General features: G+C 71.6%; 21 protein-coding genes. 13 read left to right on the top strand and 8 right to left on the bottom strand.

Annotated elements, in window-relative coordinates; genetic code table 11:
- Positions 1 to 63: 63 nt before the first annotated feature.
- Positions 64 to 849: a hypothetical protein gene (locus ACFY0K_RS22265; RefSeq protein WP_390641281.1), complete on the bottom strand. Its 786-nt coding sequence runs from the start codon at positions 847 to 849 to the stop codon at positions 64 to 66.
- A gap of 441 nt (positions 850 to 1,290) precedes the next feature.
- On the opposite strand from ACFY0K_RS22265, the gene ACFY0K_RS22260 reads away from it, so the two are divergent.
- The 13 genes from ACFY0K_RS22260 to ACFY0K_RS22200 all read left to right on the top strand — a co-directional run bounded on the left by ACFY0K_RS22260 (position 1,291) and on the right by ACFY0K_RS22200 (position 15,773).
- Positions 1,291 to 1,980, top strand: a complete 690-nt coding sequence (locus ACFY0K_RS22260; protein ID WP_390641280.1) for a DedA family protein — start codon at positions 1,291 to 1,293, stop codon at positions 1,978 to 1,980.
- A gap of 32 nt (positions 1,981 to 2,012) precedes the next feature.
- Positions 2,013 to 2,666: a response regulator transcription factor gene (locus ACFY0K_RS22255; RefSeq protein ID WP_351958660.1), complete on the top strand. Its 654-nt coding sequence runs from the start codon at positions 2,013 to 2,015 to the stop codon at positions 2,664 to 2,666.
- A complete protein-coding gene (locus ACFY0K_RS22250) occupies positions 2,657 to 3,925 on the top strand; it encodes a sensor histidine kinase (protein ID WP_390641279.1) in 1,269 nt (422 codons plus the stop codon). Before ACFY0K_RS22255 ends, ACFY0K_RS22250 begins: the two co-directional genes overlap by 10 nt.
- Before the next feature lie 38 nt (positions 3,926 to 3,963).
- Complete coding sequence (locus ACFY0K_RS22245) at positions 3,964 to 5,238, top strand: hypothetical protein (RefSeq protein WP_390641278.1); 1,275 nt, start codon at positions 3,964 to 3,966, stop codon at positions 5,236 to 5,238.
- Positions 5,239 to 5,347: 109 nt separating this feature from the next.
- Entirely contained in the window at positions 5,348 to 6,184 is an 837-nt protein-coding gene (locus ACFY0K_RS22240) for a hypothetical protein (protein WP_390641277.1), read from the top strand.
- A gap of 106 nt (positions 6,185 to 6,290) precedes the next feature.
- On the top strand, positions 6,291 to 7,154 hold the full coding sequence (locus ACFY0K_RS22235; protein WP_390641276.1) for a hypothetical protein: 864 nt from the start codon (positions 6,291 to 6,293) through the stop codon (positions 7,152 to 7,154).
- Positions 7,155 to 7,316: 162 nt separating this feature from the next.
- Complete coding sequence (locus ACFY0K_RS22230) at positions 7,317 to 8,261, top strand: ABC transporter ATP-binding protein (protein ID WP_390641275.1); 945 nt, start codon at positions 7,317 to 7,319, stop codon at positions 8,259 to 8,261.
- Entirely contained in the window at positions 8,258 to 9,097 is an 840-nt protein-coding gene (locus ACFY0K_RS22225) for an ABC transporter permease (RefSeq protein WP_390641274.1), read from the top strand. The genes ACFY0K_RS22230 and ACFY0K_RS22225 overlap by 4 nt, the downstream gene beginning before the upstream one ends.
- A 40-nt stretch (positions 9,098 to 9,137) precedes the next feature.
- Complete coding sequence (locus tag ACFY0K_RS22220; RefSeq protein WP_390641390.1) at positions 9,138 to 10,421, top strand: histidine kinase; 1,284 nt, start codon at positions 9,138 to 9,140, stop codon at positions 10,419 to 10,421.
- Complete coding sequence (locus ACFY0K_RS22215; protein ID WP_390641273.1) at positions 10,418 to 11,086, top strand: response regulator; 669 nt, start codon at positions 10,418 to 10,420, stop codon at positions 11,084 to 11,086. The genes ACFY0K_RS22220 and ACFY0K_RS22215 overlap by 4 nt, the downstream gene beginning before the upstream one ends.
- Before the next feature lie 138 nt (positions 11,087 to 11,224).
- Positions 11,225 to 12,712, top strand: coding sequence for a hypothetical protein (locus ACFY0K_RS22210; RefSeq protein ID WP_390641272.1), 1,488 nt, complete (start codon positions 11,225 to 11,227; stop codon positions 12,710 to 12,712).
- Between the two features lie 5 nt (positions 12,713 to 12,717).
- Positions 12,718 to 13,656, top strand: a complete 939-nt coding sequence (locus ACFY0K_RS22205; protein WP_390641271.1) for a lysylphosphatidylglycerol synthase domain-containing protein — start codon at positions 12,718 to 12,720, stop codon at positions 13,654 to 13,656.
- A gap of 473 nt (positions 13,657 to 14,129) precedes the next feature.
- Positions 14,130 to 15,773 (top strand): hypothetical protein, encoded by a 1,644-nt coding sequence (locus ACFY0K_RS22200; RefSeq protein ID WP_390641389.1) that lies wholly within the window; start codon positions 14,130 to 14,132, stop codon positions 15,771 to 15,773.
- A gap of 260 nt (positions 15,774 to 16,033) precedes the next feature.
- Here ACFY0K_RS22200 and ACFY0K_RS22195 read toward each other — a convergent pair whose 3' ends face one another.
- From ACFY0K_RS22195 to grpE, 7 genes are read right to left on the bottom strand one after another with little or no spacing between them, the layout of a single operon-like run.
- Positions 16,034 to 17,848, bottom strand: coding sequence for an FAD-dependent oxidoreductase (locus ACFY0K_RS22195; protein ID WP_390641270.1), 1,815 nt, complete (start codon positions 17,846 to 17,848; stop codon positions 16,034 to 16,036).
- Positions 17,848 to 18,111 carry a UBP-type zinc finger domain-containing protein gene (locus tag ACFY0K_RS22190; RefSeq protein WP_390641269.1) on the bottom strand — a complete coding sequence of 88 codons (264 nt, stop codon included), beginning with the start codon at positions 18,109 to 18,111 and terminating at the stop codon, positions 17,848 to 17,850. Before ACFY0K_RS22190 ends, ACFY0K_RS22195 begins: the two co-directional genes overlap by 1 nt.
- Positions 18,112 to 18,116: 5 nt before the next feature.
- Positions 18,117 to 18,563, bottom strand: coding sequence for a thioredoxin (gene trxA / locus ACFY0K_RS22185; protein WP_390641268.1), 447 nt, complete (start codon positions 18,561 to 18,563; stop codon positions 18,117 to 18,119).
- The gene (clpB, locus tag ACFY0K_RS22180) at positions 18,560 to 21,199 is read right to left on the bottom strand and encodes an ATP-dependent chaperone ClpB (protein WP_390641267.1); all 2,640 of its coding nucleotides are present in this window, start codon (positions 21,197 to 21,199) and stop codon (positions 18,560 to 18,562) included. The genes trxA and clpB overlap by 4 nt, the downstream gene beginning before the upstream one ends.
- A complete protein-coding gene (locus ACFY0K_RS22175; protein WP_388598595.1) occupies positions 21,190 to 21,597 on the bottom strand; it encodes a chaperone modulator CbpM in 408 nt (135 codons plus the stop codon). The genes clpB and ACFY0K_RS22175 overlap by 10 nt, the downstream gene beginning before the upstream one ends.
- Positions 21,594 to 22,556 carry a DnaJ C-terminal domain-containing protein gene (locus ACFY0K_RS22170; RefSeq protein WP_388598596.1) on the bottom strand — a complete coding sequence of 321 codons (963 nt, stop codon included), beginning with the start codon at positions 22,554 to 22,556 and terminating at the stop codon, positions 21,594 to 21,596. The genes ACFY0K_RS22175 and ACFY0K_RS22170 overlap by 4 nt, the downstream gene beginning before the upstream one ends.
- Positions 22,557 to 22,562: 6 nt before the next feature.
- Complete coding sequence (gene grpE, locus ACFY0K_RS22165) at positions 22,563 to 23,171, bottom strand: nucleotide exchange factor GrpE (RefSeq protein ID WP_046734395.1); 609 nt, start codon at positions 23,169 to 23,171, stop codon at positions 22,563 to 22,565.
- Positions 23,172 to 23,179: the final 8 nt, after the last annotated feature.

Raw genomic sequence — 23,179 nt, 5'->3', positions numbered from 1 at the left:
GGCCCGTCACCTCGCCGTCCGCCTTCCCTCGCCGTCGTCGGGTACAGGCTACCTGCCCGTTTCCTACTTGTTGTAGGACGTGTCCCTGCGTGAGACGGCCAGGTAGCCGACGAAGCAGGCGATGGCGACCGTCCAGGCGAGGGTGACCGGACCGAGTCCGAACCCGAGGCCGCCACGGCTGTGCCCGAGTGCCATCCAGTCCGCGAGGGATGCGCCCAGGGGGCGGGTGATGACGTACGCCGTCCAGAAGGCGGGCACGGCGGCCAGGATGCCGAAGCGGTGGACGACTGCGGGCACGCAGATCGCCACGGCGAAGAGGACGGCCGAGCCGAGGTAGCCGAGTCCGGCGGTCGCGGTGAGGTCGCCGGCGGCGGTGCCGAGGGCGAAGGTGGCCAGGACGGCGGCCCAGTAGAAGAGTTCCCGGCTGCGCGTGGTGATGCTGTGGATGGACAGGGTGCGCTCGACGGCGTACCAGAGGGCGAAGACCGCGGCCAGCGTGACGAGGAAGAGCGGGGTGGACACGATGTAGGGCACGCCGAGACCGACGTGCAGCACGTCGGCGGCCATCGTGCCGAAGACGCTGACCATGACGACGGCCGTCCAGTAGACCCAGGCGACGTAACGGCGCACGGCGAACTGCACGGCCAGGGAGAGCGCCAGGGCGAGAGCTCCGAGGCCGACCGCCGGCACCGGGCCGAGGACCTTGGCCAGCAGGTCCGACGCGGTCTCGCCCATTCCGGTGGTGAGAACCTTGATGATCCAGAAGTAGGCGGTCACTTCCGGCACCTTGTTCGCCATGGCGCGCACGGAGGTGAGGGGGCGGTCGTCGAGGAGACGGTCTGTGGTCATGGTGCGCACGATGACATGGCCGTCTCCCGCTGCCCCCGGCCCCTTTACCGTCGCTTGGGAACTTCTGGTGCATGAATTTCACTACCGCGCGTTCAACCTGACCACAACCTGAACGCTTCGCCGAAGTCCCTGGTCACGACGGCCATGGGGATGATATGACCGACGGTTGCCTCTCTCGTCCCGCCCGGCCGTCCCGGCGAAATGTGAGATTCCGTACGGCTCCCGATCGCCTACTACAGCACGTAGAGGTAGGGCGTATGGTGGGCGCATCGCAGGAGCCGGGCAGCCTTCCGGCCTGTGCCGACCTTCTGCCGTCGGCCGCGCCGGGTGACGTGCGGGAGCGGATGCTCCCGGCGGGCGCCCAGGTTCCAGAAGCGGTCCACGAGGCTTCGGCCGGCTGGTTGTCTGTCTGAACCGATCCATCCGAAAGGACCCTGCTCCATGACGGCACCGATTCCGGCGGCGTCCCAGCTGGCTGTGAACGTGCTCGACGCCCACTCCCTGCTGGCGGCCTTCGGCGTGCTGGGCGTCGCGGTGGTGATGTTCGCCGAGACAGGACTGCTGGTCGGGTTCTTCCTGCCGGGCGACTCCCTGCTGTTCACCGCCGGCCTGCTGTGCACCGGGTCGGCGCAGGGCAGCCTGCACCTGTCTCTCGGCCCGCTGCTCGTGGCGGCGGCGGCAGGCGCGCTGGCCGGGGCTCAGTGCGGATACCTGCTCGGGCGGAAGGCCGGCGGAGCGCTGCTGGCTCGCAGCCACGCTCCGCGACTGCACGAGGGAGCGAGGCGCGCCGAGGAACTCCTGGAGCGCTACGGGTATGCCAAGGCCGTCGTGCTGGCCCGTTTCGTGCCCGTGGTGCGCACCGTCCTCAATCCGGTGGCGGGCGCGCTGGAGGTGCCGGTACGGACGTTCACCCTGTGGCAGGTCGTCGGCGGGCTCGTGTGGAGCGTCGGCCTCACCCTCGCGGGGTACGCGCTCGGTTCGTCGATCCCCAACGTCGACCGCTACCTGCTCCCGTTGGTGGCACTGATCGTCGTCGTGTCACTGGTCCCCCTCGTCGTCGAGGTGTACCGCGGGCGCCGGGCGGCGCGGGCGGATGTCGCGCACCACCAGGGCGCCGGCCGGGGAAAGTAGAGAACAGTTGCCGGAGTACCTGGGGTCAGCCTGTGGCTTTCATTGTGGTCTGTGAGGATGACGCGGCGGTCCGTGACGTCCTCAAGCGGGCACTCGAGCACGACGGCCATACGGTCGCAGTCGCTTCCACCGCGGACAGCCTGCTGCGGCAGCTCGAGCCGGTCCCTCACCTGGTCGTCCTGGATCTGGGACTCCCGGACGCCGACGGCCGCGACGTCTGCCTGGCGCTGCGCGCCCGTGGCGTCGACGCCCCGGTGCTGATGCTCACCGCTCTGGACGGCATGCATCACAAGGTGGGCGGCTTCGAGGCGGGAGCCGACGACTACCTGACCAAACCTTTCGACATCCCGGAGCTGCTGGTGAGGGTCCGTGCCCTGCTCCGCAGAACAACCGCGCCGACCCCACCGAGAGGTGTCGTTCTCGATCCGGCGAAACATGTCGTGACCCACGGTTCGACGAGCGAGAGCCTCACGCCGACCGAGTTCCGGCTGCTGGGCAGGCTCATCGCCTCGCAGGGCGACGCGGTACGCCGCCACGCCCTCGTTGCCGCGGGCTGGCCGCACGGCGCGCAGGTCAGCGACAACACCCTCGACTCCTTCGTTCGCCGGCTACGGACGAAACTCGGTGCGCTGGGCGTGGCCGACCGCCTGGCGACGGTCCGTGGGGTGGGCTATCGATGGGAGTGACGGGCTTCCGCGGGAGGGTCGTCGCCCTTGCGGTTCTGATCGCGACAGCGGTGGTCGCGGTGCTGGTGGTGGTCTCGCACGTGCTGCTGAGCCAGGTGACCGACGCGGACGCGAACGCTCTGGCACACACCCGTGCGGAGGCGGTCGCGTCGAACGTCGCCGTACGCGGCGGCCACGTCGTGCTGATCGAGGGCGGCAACGAGGCGCTGGACACGGTCTCGTGGGTGTACGCCGACGGGCACCTCATCGACGGAATCGTGCCGGGCAGCGTCCTCGAACGCGTCGATACGCTCGTCGGCTCCGGGCAGTCCCAGACCACCACGGTCGGCAGTCACCTTCTGTACGCCCAGCCGATCCGGCTGCAGGGCCACCAGGTCATGGTGGTCGTGAGGGTGGATCTGACGCCGTACGAGACGTCGGAGCAGCGCAGCCTGACGATGTCGCTCGTTCTGGGCGGCATCTCGATCCTGCTCGCAGGCGTCGTCGCGCACCTCGTGGTGGGCCGTGCGTTGCGGGTGGTCCACGAAATGGCGGCTCTCGCCGACGAATGGGGCGATCACGAACCCGGGCGCCGATTCGACCTCGGCGTGCCCCGGGACGAATTCGGGGAGCTCGGGCGAACCCTCGACCGCCTGCTCGACCGCGTGGACAACGCGCTCGCGGACGAGCGCCGGCTCACCGACGAGATCGCCCACGAGTTGCGGACGCCCCTGACCGCCCTGCGGGGCGAGGCACAGCTGGCGCAGCTCTCCGGTCAACAGGTGGCACCGGAGTCCGTTCTGACCGAGGTCGACCGCCTGAACTCGGCGATCACCACGATCCTCGGTGCCGCCCGGACACGGATCGACGGCGGTACCCGTTGCGATCTCAGGGCGGCGGCGCGGCAGGCGATCGCCGGTCGCTCCATCGAACTCGCCGTCCCGGCCGACGTCGACGTCGCCGTGGCGGCCGAACTCGTCGTGGCCGTGCTGTCACCCCTGCTGGAGAACGGCCTGCGGCACGCGAGTTCGCGCGTCTGGGTCACGGCGCGCGTCCAGCCCGAGGGGGTCGTGATCGATGTCCTCGACGACGGCCCGGGGTTCGACCCGGCGGAGGTCGACCGGGTCTTCGAAGCGGGCGTGACCAGCGGCGACGGGCACGGGTTGGGGCTGGCGGTGGTAAAACGGCTCGCCGTGTCCGCAGGCGTGGCCGTCCGTGCGATCGCGGATGGTCACGGTCGCGTCGAGGTGACCTTCCCCACGGCAGAGGCGATCGCGTAGTCAGGTTGTGTGCAGGTTGGCCACACCAACCTCATTGCATGACAACGACAAGCGAAGCCCGCACACGCCACAGCGGGCGGCTGATGCTGAACAAGGTTCCCGAGGTCACCATCTGGTTCTGGGTGATCAAGATCCTGTGCACGACCGTCGGTGAGAGCTTCGCCGACTGGATCAACATGAAGCTGGGCGTCGGCCTGGTGAACACGGCCTGGATCTTCACCGCGGTGTTCGTCGTGGTCCTGGGCGTCCAGCTGCGGCTGAAGCGGTACGTCCCGTTCCCGTACTGGCTGACCGTGGTCGTCGTCAGTGTCACGGGCACGCTGTACACCGACATCCTGACCGACCAGCTCAACGTGCCGCTGTGGATCAGCACCACCGTGTTCTCGGTCCTGCTCGCCGTCGTCTTCGGCGCGTGGTGGCTGCGCGAGCGCACCCTCTCGATCCACTCGGTCAACACGCTGCCGCGCGAGTCGTTCTACTGGCTCACCGTTCTGGTCACCTTCGCGCTCGGCACCGCGACCGGCGACTGGACCCTCGAACTCACCGGCTGGAGCCCGGGCGTCTCGGTCCTGCTGCCGCTCGGCCTCATCGCGGCGATCATGCTGCTGTGGAAGTTCGGCGCCAACCCGGTGCTGTCCTTCTGGCTCGCCTACATCCTGACCCGCCCGCTGGGCGCCAACATCGGTGACTGGCTCGCCTCCCCGAAGGTCGCCGCGCCGGGCGAGCCGACCGGCCTCGCGCTGGGCACCTTCACCACCAGTCTGATCTTCCTCGGCCTGATCCTGGCGACCGTCGTCTACCTGACGGTGACGCGCTCCGACGTGATCGAGACCTACGACGCCACGCACACCCCGCAGACCACCGCCAACCCGCAAAGGGAGCGCACCGCGCTGGCGGGCTTCGGCCTCCTCGCCGTCGCCACCGTGGGCCTGCTGGTCTGGGCGCACAACCAGCCGCACGTCGGACCGGCGCCGGAGGAGGACGCCACCTCCACCGTGCACCTCGCCCCCGGCCAGGCCGTGAAGAAGTTCCCGGCCACGAAGGTCGACGCGCTGCGGACCCTCGCATCGACCTCGCTCAGGGACGCACAGTCCGGGAACGCCACCGGGGCCCACACGGCCGCCCAGTCGCTGCGGGACCTCTGGGACGCCGACCAGGCTTCGCTGCAGCCGCTGGACAACACCGGATGGACGTTCCTCGACGCCCAGATGGACCAGGTCCTGAAGACCTTCGGCATCGACCACTCCAACCCGCCGATGTCGTCGGCCCACCAGGAGGCCGAACTGCGCACCCTCCTCACGGACATGCGCTGACGGACCTGGTCGGCGCCGACTCCGCAGGGTCGGGCGCTGCGAGCTCCGCTGGAAGGGCCGCCGTTCTCGGCAGTCAGGATGTGTTCAGGTAGTCCGTGGCACGGGCCTCATGGCGCACGAGACATCGGAAACCACGGCGGCCTCGTCGGCCGATGCCGCGGCGTCCTCGGGCCGCCGGTCGCGCGGGAACAAGGTGCCCGAGGTCACCGTCCGCTTCTGGACCACCAAGGTGCCGTGCACGTCGGTCGGGGGGACCGCCGCCGACCTGCTCGACGAGAAGGCCGGGCACGGCCCGACCGGAGTCTCGGTGCTGATGGGCGTCCTGCTGCCGGTCGTCCTGGTCGTGCAGTTCCGTACGGGCGCCTGCCGTGCCGGCGTGTACGGGGCGGCTGTCGCGCTGACCGGCGTCGTCGGCACGCTGGTCAGCGACGGTCTCACCGACGGCATGGGGGTGCCGCCGGAGGCCGGCACCATCGTCTTCGCGCTCGTCCTCGCGGTGGTCTTCACGGCCTGGTACCGGCGCGAGCGGACGCTGTCCGTCCGCAGCATCGACACCCCGGGCCGCGAGTCCTTCCACTGGCTCGCCGTCCTGTGCGCGTTCGCGCCCGGTACCGCCGCCGGCGACCTGGTCTCCGCGCAGACGGACTTCGCCCACTGGCTGTCCGCGGTCCTGTTCGCCCTGGTCATCGCCGCGGTCGCCCTCGCACACCGCGCGTTCGACGTGGGCGCGGTGTGGAGCTTCTGGATCCTCTACGTCCTCACCCGCCCGTTCGGCGCGGCCGTCGGCGACTGCCTTTCGCAACCGGCCCGCGACGGCGGAGCGGGTCTGGGCGCCGTCGTCACGAGCGTGCTGTTCCTCGGTGCCGTCCTCGGTCCGGTGGTGTGTCCGGCGGTGCCCCGGAAGGACGTCACGCAGCCGCAGGAAACCGTGCGCCACGCCGCCTGAACAGGGAAGGAGCAGGCGTTCAGGAGGTGTTCGGGTTGTCGCTGCCAAGGTCGTTGATCGCGGTCGCCTCACCGCGGTCGCCCCTTCACACAAGGAGCCCCCCACCTTGCAGCAGCCGAACCACCTCACCGATCTCGACGTCGCGAGCACGACGAAATCGGTGATGAAGAAACTGCCCGAGGTCACCCTCGTCTTCTGGATCATGAAGATCGCGGCGACGACCCTGGGCGAGACGGCCGGCGACCTCTTCTCCCAGACCCTGAAGCTGGGTTACTTCCTCACCACGATCGCGCTGTTCCTGATCTTCGTGGTGACCCTCGTCGTCCAGCTCAGGTCCCGCCGCTACAACCCGTTCTTCTACTGGACGGTCATCCTGTCGACCAGCATGGCCGGCACCACGATGTCCGACTTCATGAACCGCGACGCCAGCACCAGGTACCTGTCCGGCGGAGCCACCTCGCTCGGCTGGGGACCGCAGGGCCTCGGACTCGGCTATCCGGCCGGCGCGGCGATCCTCATCTCCCTCCTGCTGGTCGTCTTCGCCATCTGGCGGCTGAGCGGGATGACGTTCCAGATCCGCGACATCGTCACCTTCCGCGGCGAGGCACTGTTCTGGTCGGCGATCCTCGTCTCCAACACCCTCGGCACCTCCATGGGTGACTTCCTGTCCGACAGCTCCGGCCTCGGCTACGCGGGCGGCGCGCTGCTGGTGACCGGGCTGCTCGCCGTACTGGTCGCCCTGATGAAGGTGCCCGTGGTGCCGAACGTCCTGCTGTTCTGGATCGCGTTCGTCCTCACCCGCCCGCTCGGCGCCACCGCGGGCGACTTCCTGACCAAGCCGGCCGCCAAGGGCGGCCTCGATCTCGGCACCCTCGGTTCTTCCGCGGTCCTGCTTGCCGTCCTGCTCGGCCTCATGGCCTACGCACACGTCCAGGAAGGCAGGACCCGCAGCGAGCGGCGCGTGACCTGACCGGTGAGACCAAGGGCGCACTGACGTGTAGTACCGCGGTACGACCCGGTGGGTGTGGATCAGCCCGCGGTACCACCGAATCGAGGCGTTTCGCCCCCTAGCGTGGTCGGTGAGGCGCCAGGGGCGACAGACGGGCGCCGGTTCCCACAGGAAGAGACGCGCATGATCGACGCACAGCAGCTGACCAAGAGATACGGCGAGAAGACGGCCGTCGACGGGCTGGACTTCGCCGTGCGGCCGGGTTCGGTGACCGGGTTCCTGGGGCCCAACGGCGCGGGGAAGTCCACCACCATGCGCATGATCGTCGGGCTCGACGCGCCGACCAGCGGGTCGGTGACGGTCAACGGGCAGCACTACGCCGGCCACCAGGCACCGCTCCAGGAGGTCGGTGCCCTCCTGGAGGCGAAGTCGATCCACCCGGGCCGCTCGGCCTACAACCACCTGCTGGCGCTCGCGCTGACCCACGGCATTCCGCGCCGCCGGGTCGACGAGGTGATCGAACTGGCCGGCCTCGGCAGCGTGGCGAAGAAGCGGGCCGGCGCGTTCTCCCTCGGCATGGGGCAGCGGCTCGGCATCGCCGCGGCGCTGCTGGGCGATCCGCAGACGGTGATGCTGGACGAGCCGGTCAACGGGCTCGACCCCGAGGGTGTCCTGTGGATCCGCAACCTGCTCAAGGCCCTCGCAGACGAGGGCCGGACCGTGTTCGTGTCGTCGCACCTGATGAGCGAGATGGCCCTGGTCGCGGACCATCTGATCATCGTGGGGCGCGGGCGGCTGCTGGCCGACACCACCGTGGCGGACCTCGTCCGGGAGGCGGGCGGCGACACGGTGCAGGTGGCCACCCAGGAGCCGGCGCGGCTGCGGGAGGCACTGGCGGGTCCCGGTGTCGACATCACCGGCCGGGCCGGCTCCGAGGAGCTTCAGGTGACCGGGCTCAGTGCCCGGGAGATCGGCCTGAAGGCGGCCGAGAACGGGATCGCGCTGTTCGAACTGACCGCGCGGACGGTGTCGTTGGAGGAGGCGTTCATGAACCTGACCAGGGATGCCGTGGAATACCACGGCTCGACCGGCATAGAGAACCGCGTGGCCGAGGGGAGTGCGGCATGAGCACCCTCACCGCGCCCGTCGACGCTTCCCCGGCCGCCCCCGCCCGTCCCGCGTACCGGGTGACCGGACGGCGCGTACTGGCCTCGGAGTGGGCCAAGCTGTGGTCGCTGCGCTCGACCTGGATCACCCTGGGCCTCGGTCTGCTCTTCCTCATCGCTTTCGGGCTCATCGCCGCGAACCACTACAAGTCCGGCGTCGGCTCCCCGCACCAGGACCGCGACTTCGCCACCGCGACGGCCCTGAGCCTGTCCCTCTTCGGCACCAATTTCGCCCAGCTCGCCCTCGGTGTGCTCGGCGTGCTGGTCACGGCGGGGGAGTACTCCACCGGGATGATCCGCTCCACGCTCACGGCCGTACCGCGCCGGCTGCCCGTGCTGTGGTCCAAGGCGGCCGTGTTCGGGCTGGTCGCGCTGGTGGTGGCCACACTGGGCGCGTTCGTCGCCTTCCTGTTCGGCAGCCAGATCGTGTCCGGCACGCCCGCGGCCATGGGCCTCTCGCACGCGGGTGTCGTACGGAGCCTGCTGGGCGCCGGGCTCTACCTCGGCCTGGTCGGCGTCATCGGCACCGCCCTGGGTGCCCTGCTGCGGTCGGTGGCCGGCGGCATCTCGGTCCTGGTCGCCTCCCTGATGCTGGTCCCGGGCCTGATCTCGCTGCTGCCGAGCTCCTGGCAGGACAACATCAGCCCCTACCTGCCGTCCAACGCGGGCGAGTCGATGTTCGCCCTCACGCACGACTCCACGACCCTGTCGCCGGGTGCCGGACTGCTGGTCTTCCTCGGCTGGACGGTGCTCGCGCTGGCGGGGGCGGCGTACCGGCTGGTGCGCAGCGACGTCTGACCGCCTGCACCATGGGCAGGTGACACCCTTGACCACCAGCATGATCACTGACGACGTCGGCGGGATGGGACCGCTGGTCGCCCGGTTCGCCCGGGCCGGCCAGCGGCTCCGCCAGGCGGACCGGGCCCGCCCGTGGGTGCTGGACACCGCGGTGGTGGTGCTGGTCCTTCTCATGTTCTGTCTGCCGGACCTGCTGCACCAGGGCGGCGCGGGGGACGGGGACGACCGGCACAGGTTCCGGTTCGTCTTCACCCAGCTCCCCCTGGCGGCCGTGCTGGCCCTGCAGGCCGGGCTGGTGCTGCCGTTGCTGTGGCGGCGGCGCCGGCCCCTGGCGGCCTTCGGCGCCATCGCCGTGGTCTTCGTCCTGCAGTGGTCGCTGGATGCCGTGCTGCGCGCGGACGTCGCCCTGTTCGTCGCCCTGTACAGCCTGGCTCTGCACGGGCAGCTGCGCCGGCTGCCGTGGGCCTGTGCGGTCATGGCCGCGGGGATGGTGCTGGTCGCGGTGCGGGTATCGCCGGCCGTGTCCGTCTGGGACGCCCTGTTCTTCCTGCTGAGCACGGCGACCGCGGCCCTGGCCGTCGGCCTGATGGTGCGGACCCGGCGGGCCCAGCTCGCGGGGCTGCGGGAGCGGGCGGCGCGGCTGGAGACGGAACGCGACCAGCGCATCAGACTCGCGACCGCCACGGAGCGCGCCCGGGTGGCCCGTGAGATGCACGACATCGTCGGGCACAACCTGTCCGTCATCATCACCCTCGCCGACGCCGGCGCGTACGCCTCCGACACCGCTCCCGAACGCGGCAAGGAGGCCCTCCAGCTCATCGGCGACACCGGCCGTACCGCCCTCGGCGAGCTGCGCAGGGTGCTCGGCGTCCTGCGCGAGGCGTCGGACGGCGCCCGGCAGGCACCCGAACTCAGCCCCCAGCCGGGCCTCGCGGACATCGAGACGCTGTGCGACGGCGTACGCACCGCCGGACTGGAGATCGTCTACCGCACCGTCGGCGAGGTGGACGCCCTGGACCGCGGGATGCAGCTGACGGTCTACCGCATCGTCCAGGAAGCCCTGACCAACACCCTGAAGCACGCCGGCGCCGGCACCCAGGTGAACCTGACGGTCGTCGTCGAGGACGAACGGCTCGTCATCCGGATCCGGGACAACGGCCCGGCCGGACCCGCCGGACCACGGAACGAGGAAGGACACGGACTGGTGGGCATGCGCGAACGAGCGGCGCTGTACGGAGGGACCGTGAGCGCCGGACCCGCGGCCGACGGGGGCTGGGCCGTGCAGGCCGTCCTCGACCTGGCACCGCAGGGAGGCACCCGGTGACCACCGTGCTCATCGTCGACGACCAGCAGCTGCAGCGCTACGGCTTTCGGGTGCTGCTCGACTCCATGCCCGAGACCGAGGTGGTCGGCGAGGCCGCGAACGGCGCCGAGGCCGTCCGCAGGACCGCCGAACTCCGTCCCGACGTCGTGCTGATGGACGTACGGATGCCCGGCATGGACGGCATCGAGGCGACCCGCCGGATCGCCGGGGCCGGAGGGCGGTCCCGGGTCCTCGTGCTGACCACCTTCGACCTCGACGAGTACGTGCATGCCGCCCTGCGGGCCGGAGCCAGCGGTTTCCTCCTCAAGGACGCGCGCCCCGACGAACTCCTCGCCGGGATCCGCGCGGTCGCCGGAGGTGACGCGGTGATCGCGCCGGCCCTCACCCGCCGCATCCTGGACGAGTACGCCCGGCACGTGCCGGCCGGCCGGGGCGACCCCGGAGAGGACCCGCGGCTGGCCTCCCTCACCGAACGCGAGCGGGAGATCCTCGTCGCCATCGGCAAGGGCTGGACCAACGGTGAGATCGCCGCGCGCTTCGTGGTGGCCGAGTCCACGGTGAAGACGCACGTGGGCCGCGTCCTGGCCAAGATCGGCGCCCGGGACCGCGTCCAGGCCGTGATCTTCGCCTACGACCAGGGAATCGCCCGCCCCGGCGCCGGCTGAAGGCAACGGGCGGGCCGAGCGGAACGGCCGTCCTCTCACCCGCCTCTCACCCTACGAGCCGTAGGGTGGGATGTCCTGTGCGAGCTGCAGGAGGATCCGGCGCCGCGGCCGGCGGAGAGCGACGACGAGAGGCACACGATGACCGAGGGCCCGAACGCCACGACCACCGGCGTCCCCCGCATCGGCCTCCCCGCGCGGGCCGTCCGGACCCGGCGCGCCCGGGGCGAGCCCCGGCTCGGGGCCGTGGCGGCCGCCTTCACGCTCGCCCAGCTCGTCCTCGTACGGCCGGATCTCGGTCTCGGCTGGGACGAGACCGTCTACGTCAGCCAGGTCAGCGGTCACGTTCCCGCCGCCTACTTCAGCGCGCCCCGCTCCCGCGGCATCTCACTCCTCGTGGCGCCGGTCGCGTCGTGGTCCGACTCCACCGTCCTGCTCCGGATCTACCTGGCCGTCCTGTCCGGCCTCGCCCTCTACCTCGCCCTGCGCGTCTGGCGAGGCCATTTCGGTCCCGGCGTCCTGGCCCTGGCCGGCGCCCTGTTCGCCTCGCTGTGGGTGACGCTGTTCTACGGTCCCGAGGCCATGCCCAACTACTGGGTCGCCATCGGCGCCCTGGCCTGCGTCGGCTGCTTCCTGCGGGCCCGCGCGAACCCCCGGGACCGGGCGGCCTGGTGGGGGGTGTTCGCGGGCGCGGCGCTGATGGCGTGGATGCGCCCGATGGACGCGGTCTACGTCGTGCTGCCGCTGCTCGCTCTCTCCGTGCGGCGGCCCCGTCTGCTCGCCGTGCTCGGCATGGGCTTGGCGGCCGGTGCCGGCGAGTGGGTGATCGAGGCGTACACGAGCTACGGCGGCCTCGCTCAGCGCCTGTCCGCCGCCTCCGCCATCCAGGGCGGACTCGGCTGGCACCTCGCGGTGGTCGACCAGCTGCGCAGTCTCGGCGGACGTACTCTGTGCCGGCCCTGCACCGGAGCGGCCCCCAGCCCCGTGGTGACGTTGTGGTGGTTCGTGCTGCCGCTCCTCGCCGTCCTGGGAGCGGTGGTCGCCGTTCGCGCCCGGCGCGCGCTGCCCGTGCTGCTTCCACTGGCCTGCGCGGTCACGGCTGCCGTCCCCTACCTGTTCCTCATCGGCTACGCGGCCCCCCGCTTCCTGCTGCCCGCCTACGCCCTGCTCGCCCTGCCCGTCGCCCACGGCCTCGCCCACCTGGTCACCGCTTCGGCGGGCCGGACGGCGCGCACCGTCGCCGTCGGCCTGGTGGCGATCGGTGTGGCGGGTCACCTGGCCGTGCAGTACGTCGTCCTGGAGCACACGGTGGACGGCTCCGCGGCCTCCCGCGCCGACTGGTCCCGCACCGCCGCCGCCCTCCATACGCTCGGTGTACGGCAGCCCTGTCTGCTCAGCGGGTACGACGCCGTGCCGATCGCCTTCTACACCGGCTGCGGCTCCGCCCAGACGGCGGGGCACGACGCCAGCACCACCGTGGCCGAACTGAGGCGCGCCGCTCACCGCACGTCCTTCGCCGTCCTCACGCCACCGGGGGGCCGCCCGCCCGCGTACGCGCGCACCTGGCCCGCGGAACAGGCCGGCGGTCTCCGGGCGTACGTGGCACCCGGTGCACGGCAGGGAAGGTGAGCGTGGTGACCGCGACCGAGAGCCTGCCGATCCCCATGGGCAGGCGCCCGTACTTCCAGCTGGGCGTCACCGTGATCGTGCTCGCCGCCGCCGGCTGGGTGCTCGCCGCGCACCGGGCCACGCTGGACAGCGGCACCGACCGGCTGGCCGCCGCCGACCGGGAGTGGCTGGTGCTCGCCTGCCTCGCCGCCATGGGCACCTGGGTGTGCGCGGCCGTGGCACAGCAGGGGGCGGTGGTCGAACGGCTGCCCAGGGGGCGGCTGGTGGCGGCGCAGTTCGCGGCCGGCGCCGCCAACCACCTGCTCCCGGCGGGGGCCGGGGCGACGGTGGTGAACCTGCGGTTCCTGACGCGGTGCGGGCTGTCCACCCGGCGCTCGGCGACCGCACTGGCGGTGAAGGCGGCCGTCGGCGGACTGGTGCGGTGTGCGATGGGCGTGGCTCTGCTGGTCGCCTCGCCGGGCACGGTCCCTCTCTCCGTGCGGGTCCCGCACGTCCTGGTCCTGCTGCCGGTGGCGGCCGGAGCCGTCGTCCTGGCGGCCGCGGTCAGCGGCCGCCTCAGACGACTGGTGGCCCGCGCCTTCGCCGACGTGCGGGACGTGCACCAGTGCCGAGCGCGGGCCTGCGCGCTGTGGGGCGGGTCGGTCGCGTTCGCCCTGCTGCATGCCGGTGTGGTCCTCGCCGTGATCCATGCGATCGGCCTCGGCCTCCCCGCCAACCGCGTGGTCATGGCCTACCTGGTCGCCAGTGGTGCGGCAGCGCTGCTGCCGACGCCGGGCGGGCTGGGGTCTCTGGACGCCGCGCTCGCTCTCGCGCTCACGGCGGCCGGCGCGCCGGGAACGGCGGCGGTGACGACGGTCATCGGCTACCGCCTGCTGACCGGCTGGCTGCCGATGGCCCCCGGACTGCTGGTCCTGGCGCTCCTGGCCCGCCGCTCGGCCCTGTGAGCCGGCGCGGTGTTCGTCGTTCCGGGGTACTCCGCCCGCCCCCTGTCCGGTCGAACTCCGCGGCCCCCGGCGGGACTTCGGGACCGAGCAGCACGCGGCGGTAAGAGACGGGTGCCTTGTCGGTGGGAGGTTTCACGCGAACCGCTTACCGACTACGTCCTTGTAGACGCCAGGTGAACTGGAGAGGATCGAAACGGGACGCCCATGCGTCCCTGCCCTGAACGACGGGAGTGCGAACTCCGTGCCGGGGCGGTCGGACGAGCCTCCGGCCCGGCGGAACCGGCCGGCCCCACACCTGCGGTCGCCGCCCGGCGGGGACGAGGCAGAGGAGGCAGATCTTGGCTGACAGCCATCGGGGCGGAACGGGCGTCGAGATCCGTCCCCGTGCCACGACGCACCTGGCGGCACCGCCCCCCACCCGGACGCCGGCCCCCGGCGTCCCGGACGCCGGACCCCAGCAGTGGCACCGGGGCATGACCCTGCTGGCCGCGATCAGCCTCTTCATCGGCACACGCGCCGCCTGGACGACCGCGATGGACTCGCGTCCACCGGTCGCCGCCGTCATCTCCGTCTGCTACGCCTCGATCCTCGTCTGCGCCGTCCTCGCCCTCCTCGTACCGAGCCGGCGGGCCCTGATCAGGGTCGACGCGGCGGTACTGGTCACCGCCGTCGCACTGGTGATCTGCGGCTACCTGCTCGACCACGCGGGCGCGGACGAAGCCGCCCTGACCTCCCAGGCCGCGCACCAGATCCTGCACGGCCGTCCGGTGTACGGCCAACCGTGGCCCTGGTTGTTCGGCACACACGGCGTCGGGATCACCAAGACCATGTCCGGCGGCGCCGACTACACCTACGGCTACCCTCCGCTGACCGCCCTGCTGGCCGCACCGGTGGCCGCCGTCCTCCACTCCACGGCAGCCGCGACCCTGGTCCCCACCGCCGCGCTGCTGGCCTCCTCGGTCCTGCTGTGGTTCCTGCTGCCGGCGCCCTGGCGCTCCGCCGGCACGGCCGTCTGCCTCGGCTTCGGCCTTCTGCCCCACTACGCCTACGCCGGCTACCCGGCCGTCACGACCCTCGCCCTGCTGATCCCCGTCGTGGTCCGCTGGCCCGGCACGGGCGAGCGCGGCCTCCTCGGACCAGGCGGCGTCCTGCGGGCGGCCTGTCTGGGCGCCGCCTGCGCCGCCCAGCAACTCGCCTGGTTCCTCGCCCCGTTCCTCCTGATCGGCCTCTACGCCGTCCGGCGCGGCGAACTCGGCCCCCGGCGCGCCCTCGCGGTCACCGCCCGCTACACGGCCACCGCCGCCCTCACCTGGTCCGCGGCCAACGCGTACTTCGCCGTCCAGGACTTCCCGGCGTGGCTGAACGGAATCCTGCTGCCACTGGAGCAGAAGGCGATCCTGCACGGCCAGGGCGTGATGGGCATCTCCTACTACTTCACCGACGGCAGCAGCCGCCTCGACTACTACTCCTACGGCAGCCAACTGCTCCTGCTCGGCCTCCTCGCGGCCACCCTCCTGTTCGTCCGACGGCTGGGCCCGGCCCTCACCGTCCTGCCGTGGCTCGCGTTCTACCTCGCCACCCGCTCGCAGGACGGCTACTTCCTGATGATGACCCCGCTGTGGCTCGCGGCCGCCGCCACCGTCCCGGCCGCCGCGTTCGCCACCGCCTGGCAGCCACGCCTGCCCCGCCTCACCCGCCGCCGCGCCAAGGCCGTCGTCGCGGCCGGCCTGCTCGCCCCCGCCCTCGCGTGCGTCGCGATCGCCGCCGCGAGCCCGCCGCCGCTGCGCATGAGCCTCGCGGCGCACTTCGCAAAACACGGCGCACACACCGGGGTCACCGCCATCGACGTCCGGGCCGTCAACACCACGGGTACGGCACTCCAGCCGCACTTCGCGAGCCGCACCGGCCAGGGCGCCTCCGACTGGTGGACGATCGCCTCGGGACCGGCCGTACTGTCCCCGCACGCCTCCGCCGACTACCGGGTGGAGCCCGAGGGCGGCTTCCTCGCGATGTCCGGTGGCCACGGGCCGGGCAGCTCTCTCATCGCCGTCACCGGCACCCCGATGACGATCACTTCCGCCCACATTCCCGTCAGCCAGAGGCTGAAGGCGCGTTAGCCGCCGAGAAGGACGCCGCCGGCGGGCTCGGGACTCCGGCCGACCGCGGTGATCGATGGTGAACGAGCGGCAGCAGGCGCTCCTCGACTCGCGACGGCGCACCGACGACTGGTGAGCACGCCACTGTGCGCAGCGAGTTGATCCGTCTCACCGTCTGCCGGCGTCCCATTCGGCACCGGCGTCTCCGGTGGCCTCTCGTGCCCGCACGGAGTGTCCGCCAGGCCACCACCGCCGTGGCGACGGACAGGAGGCGTCGTTCGTCATGCGAGCCACGCGGACTCCTTGTGACGTATGCGTGGGGAGACGTCCGAGTGGCCCGCGGCAGCCGGCGTGCCCGTGGTGCCGGGTGCGGCCGAGTGCCCCAGGTGCCGGTGCACGAAGTGGATGGCCATGGCGCCCTCACCGGCCGCGGAGGCCACCCGCTTCACCGAGCCGCTGCGGACGTCCCCTACCGCGAAGACTCCCGGGAGGCTGGCCTCCAGGGTCATGCACGGGCGCCCGCGGCCTTGCCACACCTCGGGGGAGGCGCAGGCTTCCTGAGCCTCCGGCCCGGTGAGGACGAAGCCGCGGGAGTCGAGGGCGAGGATGCCGGCGAGCCACTCGGTGTGAGGGTCGGCGCCGGTGAAGACGAACAGGCTCCGTGCCGCGAGCCGGCGGTGCTCGCCCGTGCGGTTGTCGACCACGTCGAGCTCCTCCAGCACTTTCTCGCCGATGACCTCGGCGACCTCGGTGTGCAGCATGACCTCCACCCGCGGATGGCGCTCGACCTGGTCGATCAGGTAGCGGGACATGTTGGCGTCCAGGCTGGCTCCTCGGACCAGCAGGTGCACCTTCGGTGCGTACCCGGCGAGGAACAGCACCGCCTGGCCCGCCGAGTTGCCTCCGCCGACGACGGCCACCGGGTCGGTGCGGCACTGCTGGGCCTCGTAGACGGTCGCCGAGTAGTGCACGCTCGTTCCCTCCAGGCGTTCGATGCCGGGCACCTGGAGCCGGCGGTAGCGGGCGCCCATGGCCAGGACGACGGCGCGGGCGGCGATCTCGCTGCCGTCGGCGAACGCCACGACGTAGTGGTCGTCGTCCTTGGCATGGAGACCGGTCGCCTCCAGCGGAAGGCTGATCCCGGCGCCGAACTTGTCGGCCTGGAGCACGGCGCGTTCGGTGAGCTCGGCGCCCGAGATACCGGACGGGAAGCCGAGCAGGTTCTCGATGCGGGACGACGTGCCGGCCTGGCCGCCGGTGGCCATCGCCTCCACCACCGTGGTGCTCAGACCCTCGGAGGCGGCGTACACCGCGGCAGCGAGGCCGGCCGGTCCGGAGCCCACGATGAGGACGTCGCCGTGACGGTTTCCGGCGGGCAGTGACGGCAGGCCGATGAGCCGGGCCAGTTCCGCGTTGCTGGGGTTGCGCAACAGGGTGGTGTCCCGCCAGATGACGAGCGGTGTCTCCGCCGGGCCGACGCCGAAGCGGCGCAGCAGTTCCTCGGCCTCCTCGTCGGTCTCCAGGTCGATCCACCGGTGCGGCAGCCGGTTGCGGACGGCGAACTCGCGCAGCCGCCTGGTGTCGGGCGAGTAGCGCGAGCCGACGATGCGGAAGCCGGCGCCCTGTCCGACGAGCAGCGCGCGACGGCCCAGACAGGCGCGCAGCACGACGTCCCCGATGCCGGAGTCCCGGGCCACCAGGTGGCGCAACTGGTCCAAGGAGACGACGAGGACCTCGCCGGGCTCCCTGGCGACAGCGGTGTAGAAGGCCACCTGTCCGTGCAGCAGGCCGAGTTCGCCGATGAAGCGACCGGGGCCGTGCACGCGCAGCAGGTGCTCCTCGGGAGTGCCGTAGTCCTCGACGACGGCGACGGAACCGCTGAGGACGACGAAGAACGTCTCGCAGCGCTCCCCCTCCCGGATCAGCACCTCGTTCGGCGCCATGCTCCGGCGTTGCCCGTGCTCCGCCAGACGTGCGATCTGGTCGTCCGTGAGGCGCGGGTACGCGCCGTAGATGTCCGGGGTCTCCCAGAAGGCGGCCTCGCCCTTTTCCTCCGGCACCGGTGCTTCGCCCGGCAGCGGCTGGTCGCCGGACATCAGACGAACGCCTCGTGGACGAAGCACCAGCGCCAGTCCTCGCCGGGCTGGAACGACTGCACGATCGGATGGGCGACGGCAGCCGCGTGCCTGCGCGCGTGCTTGTTCGGCGAGGAGTCGCAACAGCCGACGTGCCCGCAGGTCAGGCAGAGCCTCAGGTGGACCCACGGGGAGCCGAGCGCCAGACACTCCTGGCACCCTTCCGGGGTCAGCGGCTGGACCGGCCGGACAAGCGTGAGGTGGGGGTCTGCGTGCAGGGTCATCCGGATCACCCTTTCCTGGTGGTGATCGACTGTTCCACCCACTGGCGCAGAGCGGGGGCGGGCGCCGCCCCCGTCTGCCGGGCGACCGTCTCGCCCTGGTCGAGGATCAGCAGGGTCGGTACGGCCTGGACGTCGAAGCGCTGCGACAGTCGTGGGTTCCTGTCGATGTCGACCTTGACGAGTTTGATCCGGCCGGCGAGATCGGTGGCGACCTTCTCCAGTGCGGGGCTGACCATGCGGCAGGGGCCGCACCAGGTGGCCCACAGGTCGACCACGACGGGGACGTCGGCCCGCTCGGCGACCTCGGTGAAGTCGTCGTCGCCCGCGTCCACCATCCACGGCAGGGGCTGCTTGCAGTGGCCGCACCTGGGACGGCCCGCCGCGGCCACGGGCACCCGGTTGGTGCGCCCGCAATGGGGACAACTGACGGTCGTCGCCTGCATCGTGCTCATGCCGCCCGCGCTCCCTTCACGTCCTCGGGCCGGTCGTAGGTGACGACCAGCTCTCCGTGTTCGGCGTCGACGCGGACCGTCGCGCCGTCCTGGACGTCACCGCGCAGCAGGGCCCGCCCGACCATCGTCTCGACCTCGTGGGAGATGTAACGGCGCAGCGGCCGGGCACCGTAGACCGGGTCGTAGCCCTGGTGCGCGATCACCTCACGGGCCGCTTCGGTGAGTTCGACGGTGATACGGCGTTCGGCGAGGCGGCGGCGCAGTTCGTCGAACTGCAGCTCCACGATCTGCTCGATCTGCCGCTCGCCGAGCGGCTTGAACAGCACGATGTCGTCGACGCGGTTGAGGAACTCCGGGCGGAAGTGCCCGCGCAGCTCGCCCATCACCAGGGCGCGGGCGTCCGGCTTGATCTCGCCCTCGGCGGTGGCGCCGTCGAGGAGGTGCTCGGAGCCGATGTTGGACGTCATGATGATCACGGTGTTGCGGAAGTCGACGGTGCGGCCCTGGGAGTCGGTGATGCGGCCGTCGTCGAGGACCTGCAACAGGGTGTTGAAGACATCGGTGTGCGCCTTCTCGATCTCGTCGAACAGCACGACCGAGTACGGCTTGCGGCGCACGGCCTCGGTGAGCTGGCCGCCTTCCTCGTAGCCGATGTATCCGGGCGGTGCGCCCATGAGCCGGCTGACGGTGTGCCGCTCCTGGTACTCGCTCATGTCGAGGCGGACCATGTTCTCCTCGGAGTCGAACAGGGCCGCCGCGAGGGTCTTGGCCAGCTCGGTCTTCCCGACGCCGGTGGGGCCGAGGAAGATGAACGAGCCGATGGGGCGGCGCGGGTCGCGGATGCCGGAGCGGGCGCGGATGATGGCGTCGGCGACGAGTTTGACGGCCTCGTCCTGGCCGATGACGCGCTCGCGCAGGATCTCGTCGAGGCGCAGCAGCTTCTCGCGTTCGCCCTCCTGGAGGCGGGCGACGGGGATGCCGGTCCACGCGGCGACGATCTCGGCGATCTCCTCCTCGGTGACGACCTCGCGCAGCAGCCGGTTCTGCCCTTGTTTGGCGGCCAGTTGCTCCTCCTCGGCCTTCAGCCGGCGCTCCAGGTCCTGGAGGCGGCCGTAGCGGAGTTCGGCGGCGCGGTTGAGGTCGTAGGCGCGTTCGGCCTCCTCCGCCTCGAGGCGGACCTGCTCCAGTTCCTGGCGCAGCTCCTGCACGCGGCGGATGGCCTGCCGTTCGGCCTCCCACTGGGCGCGTTTGGCGTCGGCCTCGCCGCGCAGGTCGGCCAGTTCCTTGCGCAGTTCCTCCAGGCGGGTCTTGCTGGCGGCGTCGGTCTCCTTGGACAGGGCCGCCTCCTCGATCTCCAGGCGGGTGACGCGGCGGGTGATCTCGTCGAGTTCGGCCGGCATCGAGTCGATCTCGGTACGCAGCCGGGCGCACGCCTCGTCGACGAGATCGATGGCCTTGTCGGGCAGGAACCGGTCGGTGATGTAGCGGTGGCTTAGGGTGGCCGCGGAGACCAGCGCGGTGTCCTGGATCTTCACGCCGTGGAAGACCTCCAGGCGTTCGCGCAGTCCGCGCAGGATGGAGATGGTGTCCTCCACGCTCGGCTCGTCGACCAGCACCTGCTGGAAGCGGCGTTCGAGGGCGGCGTCCTTCTCGATGTGCTTGCGGTACTCGTCGAGGGTGGTGGCGCCGATCATGTGGAGTTCGCCGCGGGCGAGCATCGGCTTGAGCATGTTGCCCGCGTCCATGGCACCTTCGGCGGCGCCCGCGCCGACGACGGTGTGGAGTTCGTCGACGAAGAGCAGGATGCGCCCCTGGGCGGCCTTCACCTCGGCCAGCACGGCCTTGAGGCGTTCCTCGAACTCGCCGCGGTACTTGGCGCCGGCGACCAGGGAGCCCATGTCGAGGGCGAACACCGTCTTGTCGCGCAGGCCTTCGGGGACGTCGCCGCGCACGATGCGCTGGGCCAGGCCCTCGACGATGGCGGTCTTGCCGACGCCGGGATCGCCGATGAGGACGGGGTTGTTCTTGGTCTTGCGGCTGAGGATCTGGGTGACGCGGCGGATCTCCGCATCACGGCCGATGACCGGGTCCAGCCGCCCGGACCGGGCCTCCAGGACCAGGTCGCGGCCGTACTTCTCCAGAGCCTCGTAGGCGACTTCGGGGTTGGCGGAGGTGACGCGCTGGTTGCCGCGGACCTGGGTGAGGACGCTCAGGAACGAATCCCGGGTCACGCCGTGCTCCTTGAGCAGGCGCCCGGCGGCGGTCGCCGAGCCCTCCTCGGCCAGGGCGAGCAGGAGGTGCTCCACGGACACGTACTCGTCCTTCAGGCGTTTGGCCTCCCGCTCGGCGGCGTCGAGCAGGCGCGACAGGCGCTGGGTGACGAAGACCTGGCCGGGTGCCGCGCCGGGGCCGGTGACCTTCGGGCGACGGGAGAGTTCCTCGCGCACGGCCGCGCGCAGCTCCTTGGGCTCGGTGCCGGCCTGCTGCAGCAACCGTGGGATCAGGCCGTCCTCCTGATCGAGGAGCGCGAGCAGCAGGTGTTCCCCGTCGACCTCGGTGTGCCCCATGCCGATGGCCGCGCTCTGGGCCTCCTGGAGGGCTTCCTGGGACTTCTGGGTGAGACGGTTCATGTCCATGGGGGTGTTTCACTCCTCGTGCCGCGGCCGCGCAGGGCGGCTTCGAGCAGGCTGATGCGGTCGAGCAGGTCGAGCACCAGGCCGATGGATGCGTAGTTGAGGCAGAGTCCGGTGCGCAGCCGCTGGATACGGGCGAGAACCGCCGGGGCCGTGGGGTCGAACACCAGTCGCCCCGCGGAGTCGCGTTCGGCGTCGACCAGGCCGAGGGCGACGAACCGGCGGATCAGATCGGGGTGGAGGCCCGAGCGAAGGGCCACGGCGGCCAGGGAGAGCCTGGGGACGGGCACGAGGGCGTACCGGACGGCCGTCGAGGCGGTGATGTCGACGCCCGTTCGGACCGGACGGGCGCCCATGGCGCTCCGGCCGATGCCTCCCGCTCCTGCGGGTCGGTCGTTCATCGCGTCCTCCTGGGGTCGAACGAGGAAGTGGCGGCGAGCTCCTCGAACAGTTCGCGCTCCCGGTCGCTGAGGACGGGAGGCACCATGATGCGGAGTTCGGCGTACAGGTCGCCGTTCGCGCCGCGCGGGTTCGGCATGCCCTCGCCGCGCAGCCGCAGCCGCCGGCCGCTGGACGAGCCCGCGGGCACTGTGACCTTGGCCGTGCCGCCGCCGGGCGTCGGCACCGGCACGGTCGCACCCAGGGCCGCCTCCCACGGGGCGACCGGGACCTGGACGTGCACGTCACGGCCGTCCAGCCGGAACCGGGGGTGGGGCTGGATACGTACCCGCAGGTACAGGTCACCCGCGGCGGCGTCACCACTGCCCCGGCCACCCTCGCCCGCCAGCCGGATGCGCTGCCCGTCGGTGACGCCCGGCGGCACGTCGACCTCGTACCGCCGCGGCTGCCCGGTGGGGCCGGCGAGGGTGACGGTACGACGGCCGCCTCGGTACGCCTCCTCGACGGTGAGCGGCAGTTCGGCCTCCTGGTCCGCTCCGGGGACGCCGCCTCGGGCGGCGCCGCCTCCGAACATGGAGCCGAGCAGGTCCTCGATGTCGATGCCCTCCGCGCCGAAGCCGTCCCCGAAGCCGTCGCCGAAGCCGGTGGCGTACCGGACGCGAGGACCGCCACCGCCTGCGGTCCGACCGCGGAAGCCGCCGCCCGCTCCGGCCGCGACCCGCTCGTCGAAGTCCTCGGGGATCTTGCGGAAGTCCTCGCCGAAGCGGTCGTAGCGGGCTCGGGTCTTGGGATCGGACAGGACGCTGTATGCCTCGTTGAGGTCCTTGAAGCGTTCCTCCGCCCCGGGGTCCTTGTTGACGTCGGGGTGGTACTTGCGGGCGAGCTTCCGGTATGCCTGCTGGATCTCGTCCTGGCTCGCCGTCCGCGACACGCCCAGCACCTCGTAGAAGTCCCGTGCCATGACCGGTCACTCCCGCTTCGCGACCGTCACGGCGGCGGGCCTGAGCTGCCGTTCGCCGTCACCGTAGCCGGGGCGCAGCACCTCGACGACGGTGCCCGGTGGGGCGTCGGGGTCCTGGACGACGCCGACCACCTCGTGCCGGGCCGGGTCGAAGGGGACGCCGGTCTCCGCGTGCCGCGGGTAGCCGAGCAGTTCGAGGACGTTCACCGCCTGGTCGCGTACGGCCCGGACGCCCTCCACGATCGCGCCGGGATCGGCGCCGGCGTGGGTGAGGGCGAGTTCGAGGTTGTCGAGGACGGGCAGGAAGGCGGCCGCCGTGCGGGACCGCTCGACCGCCCGTTCGCGCTCCAGTTCCCTGGCGTGACGCTTGCGAAGGTTGTCGAGGTCGGCGAGTGCGCGCCGCCAGCGGTCCTCCAGTTCCCGGATCGCGGTCGTGTACTCGTCCTCGGCAGGCGTGGGGCCGGCGGCATCGGGTCCCGGTTCACCGTTCGCCGCCTCGGGCCGGGGCGGGCCCGGTCGGGGCAGATCCTCGCGAGGAGGAGGTCCGGCGCCTTCCGGGACCCGCACGTCCGGATCCGACGCGGCCCGGTCGGGTTCCTGAGGGTGGGTGGGCATGGCGCGCC

Source organism: Streptomyces sp. NPDC001507 (assembly GCF_042894765.1).
GTDB lineage: Bacteria > Actinomycetota > Actinomycetes > Streptomycetales > Streptomycetaceae > Streptomyces.
The sequence above is the reverse complement of the archived record's forward strand: the minus strand, read 5'-3'. Positions and strand labels throughout refer to the sequence as shown.

What these genes read in the sequence shown, in the direction of transcription:
- grpE (WP_046734395.1), bottom strand. Translation starts at nt 23,171, where the DNA reads ATGCCCACCCACCCTCAGGAACCCGACCGGGCCGCGTCGGATCCGGAC.
- ACFY0K_RS22200 (WP_390641389.1), top strand. Translation starts at nt 14,130, where the DNA reads ATGACCCTGCTGGCCGCGATCAGCCTCTTCATCGGCACACGCGCCGCC.
- trxA (WP_390641268.1), bottom strand. Translation starts at nt 18,563, where the DNA reads ATGAGCACGATGCAGGCGACGACCGTCAGTTGTCCCCATTGCGGGCGC.
- ACFY0K_RS22265 (WP_390641281.1), bottom strand. Translation starts at nt 849, where the DNA reads ATGACCACAGACCGTCTCCTCGACGACCGCCCCCTCACCTCCGTGCGC.
- ACFY0K_RS22250 (WP_390641279.1), top strand. Translation starts at nt 2,657, where the DNA reads ATGGGAGTGACGGGCTTCCGCGGGAGGGTCGTCGCCCTTGCGGTTCTG.
- ACFY0K_RS22220 (WP_390641390.1), top strand. Translation starts at nt 9,138, where the DNA reads ATGATCACTGACGACGTCGGCGGGATGGGACCGCTGGTCGCCCGGTTC.
- ACFY0K_RS22245 (WP_390641278.1), top strand. Translation starts at nt 3,964, where the DNA reads ATGACAACGACAAGCGAAGCCCGCACACGCCACAGCGGGCGGCTGATG.
- ACFY0K_RS22240 (WP_390641277.1), top strand. Translation starts at nt 5,348, where the DNA reads ATGGCGCACGAGACATCGGAAACCACGGCGGCCTCGTCGGCCGATGCC.
- ACFY0K_RS22190 (WP_390641269.1), bottom strand. Translation starts at nt 18,111, where the DNA reads ATGACCCTGCACGCAGACCCCCACCTCACGCTTGTCCGGCCGGTCCAG.
- ACFY0K_RS22175 (WP_388598595.1), bottom strand. Translation starts at nt 21,597, where the DNA reads ATGAACGACCGACCCGCAGGAGCGGGAGGCATCGGCCGGAGCGCCATG.
- clpB (WP_390641267.1), bottom strand. Translation starts at nt 21,199, where the DNA reads ATGGACATGAACCGTCTCACCCAGAAGTCCCAGGAAGCCCTCCAGGAG.
- ACFY0K_RS22260 (WP_390641280.1), top strand. Translation starts at nt 1,291, where the DNA reads ATGACGGCACCGATTCCGGCGGCGTCCCAGCTGGCTGTGAACGTGCTC.
- ACFY0K_RS22195 (WP_390641270.1), bottom strand. Translation starts at nt 17,848, where the DNA reads ATGTCCGGCGACCAGCCGCTGCCGGGCGAAGCACCGGTGCCGGAGGAA.
- ACFY0K_RS22225 (WP_390641274.1), top strand. Translation starts at nt 8,258, where the DNA reads ATGAGCACCCTCACCGCGCCCGTCGACGCTTCCCCGGCCGCCCCCGCC.
- ACFY0K_RS22210 (WP_390641272.1), top strand. Translation starts at nt 11,225, where the DNA reads ATGACCGAGGGCCCGAACGCCACGACCACCGGCGTCCCCCGCATCGGC.
- ACFY0K_RS22230 (WP_390641275.1), top strand. Translation starts at nt 7,317, where the DNA reads ATGATCGACGCACAGCAGCTGACCAAGAGATACGGCGAGAAGACGGCC.
- ACFY0K_RS22170 (WP_388598596.1), bottom strand. Translation starts at nt 22,556, where the DNA reads ATGGCACGGGACTTCTACGAGGTGCTGGGCGTGTCGCGGACGGCGAGC.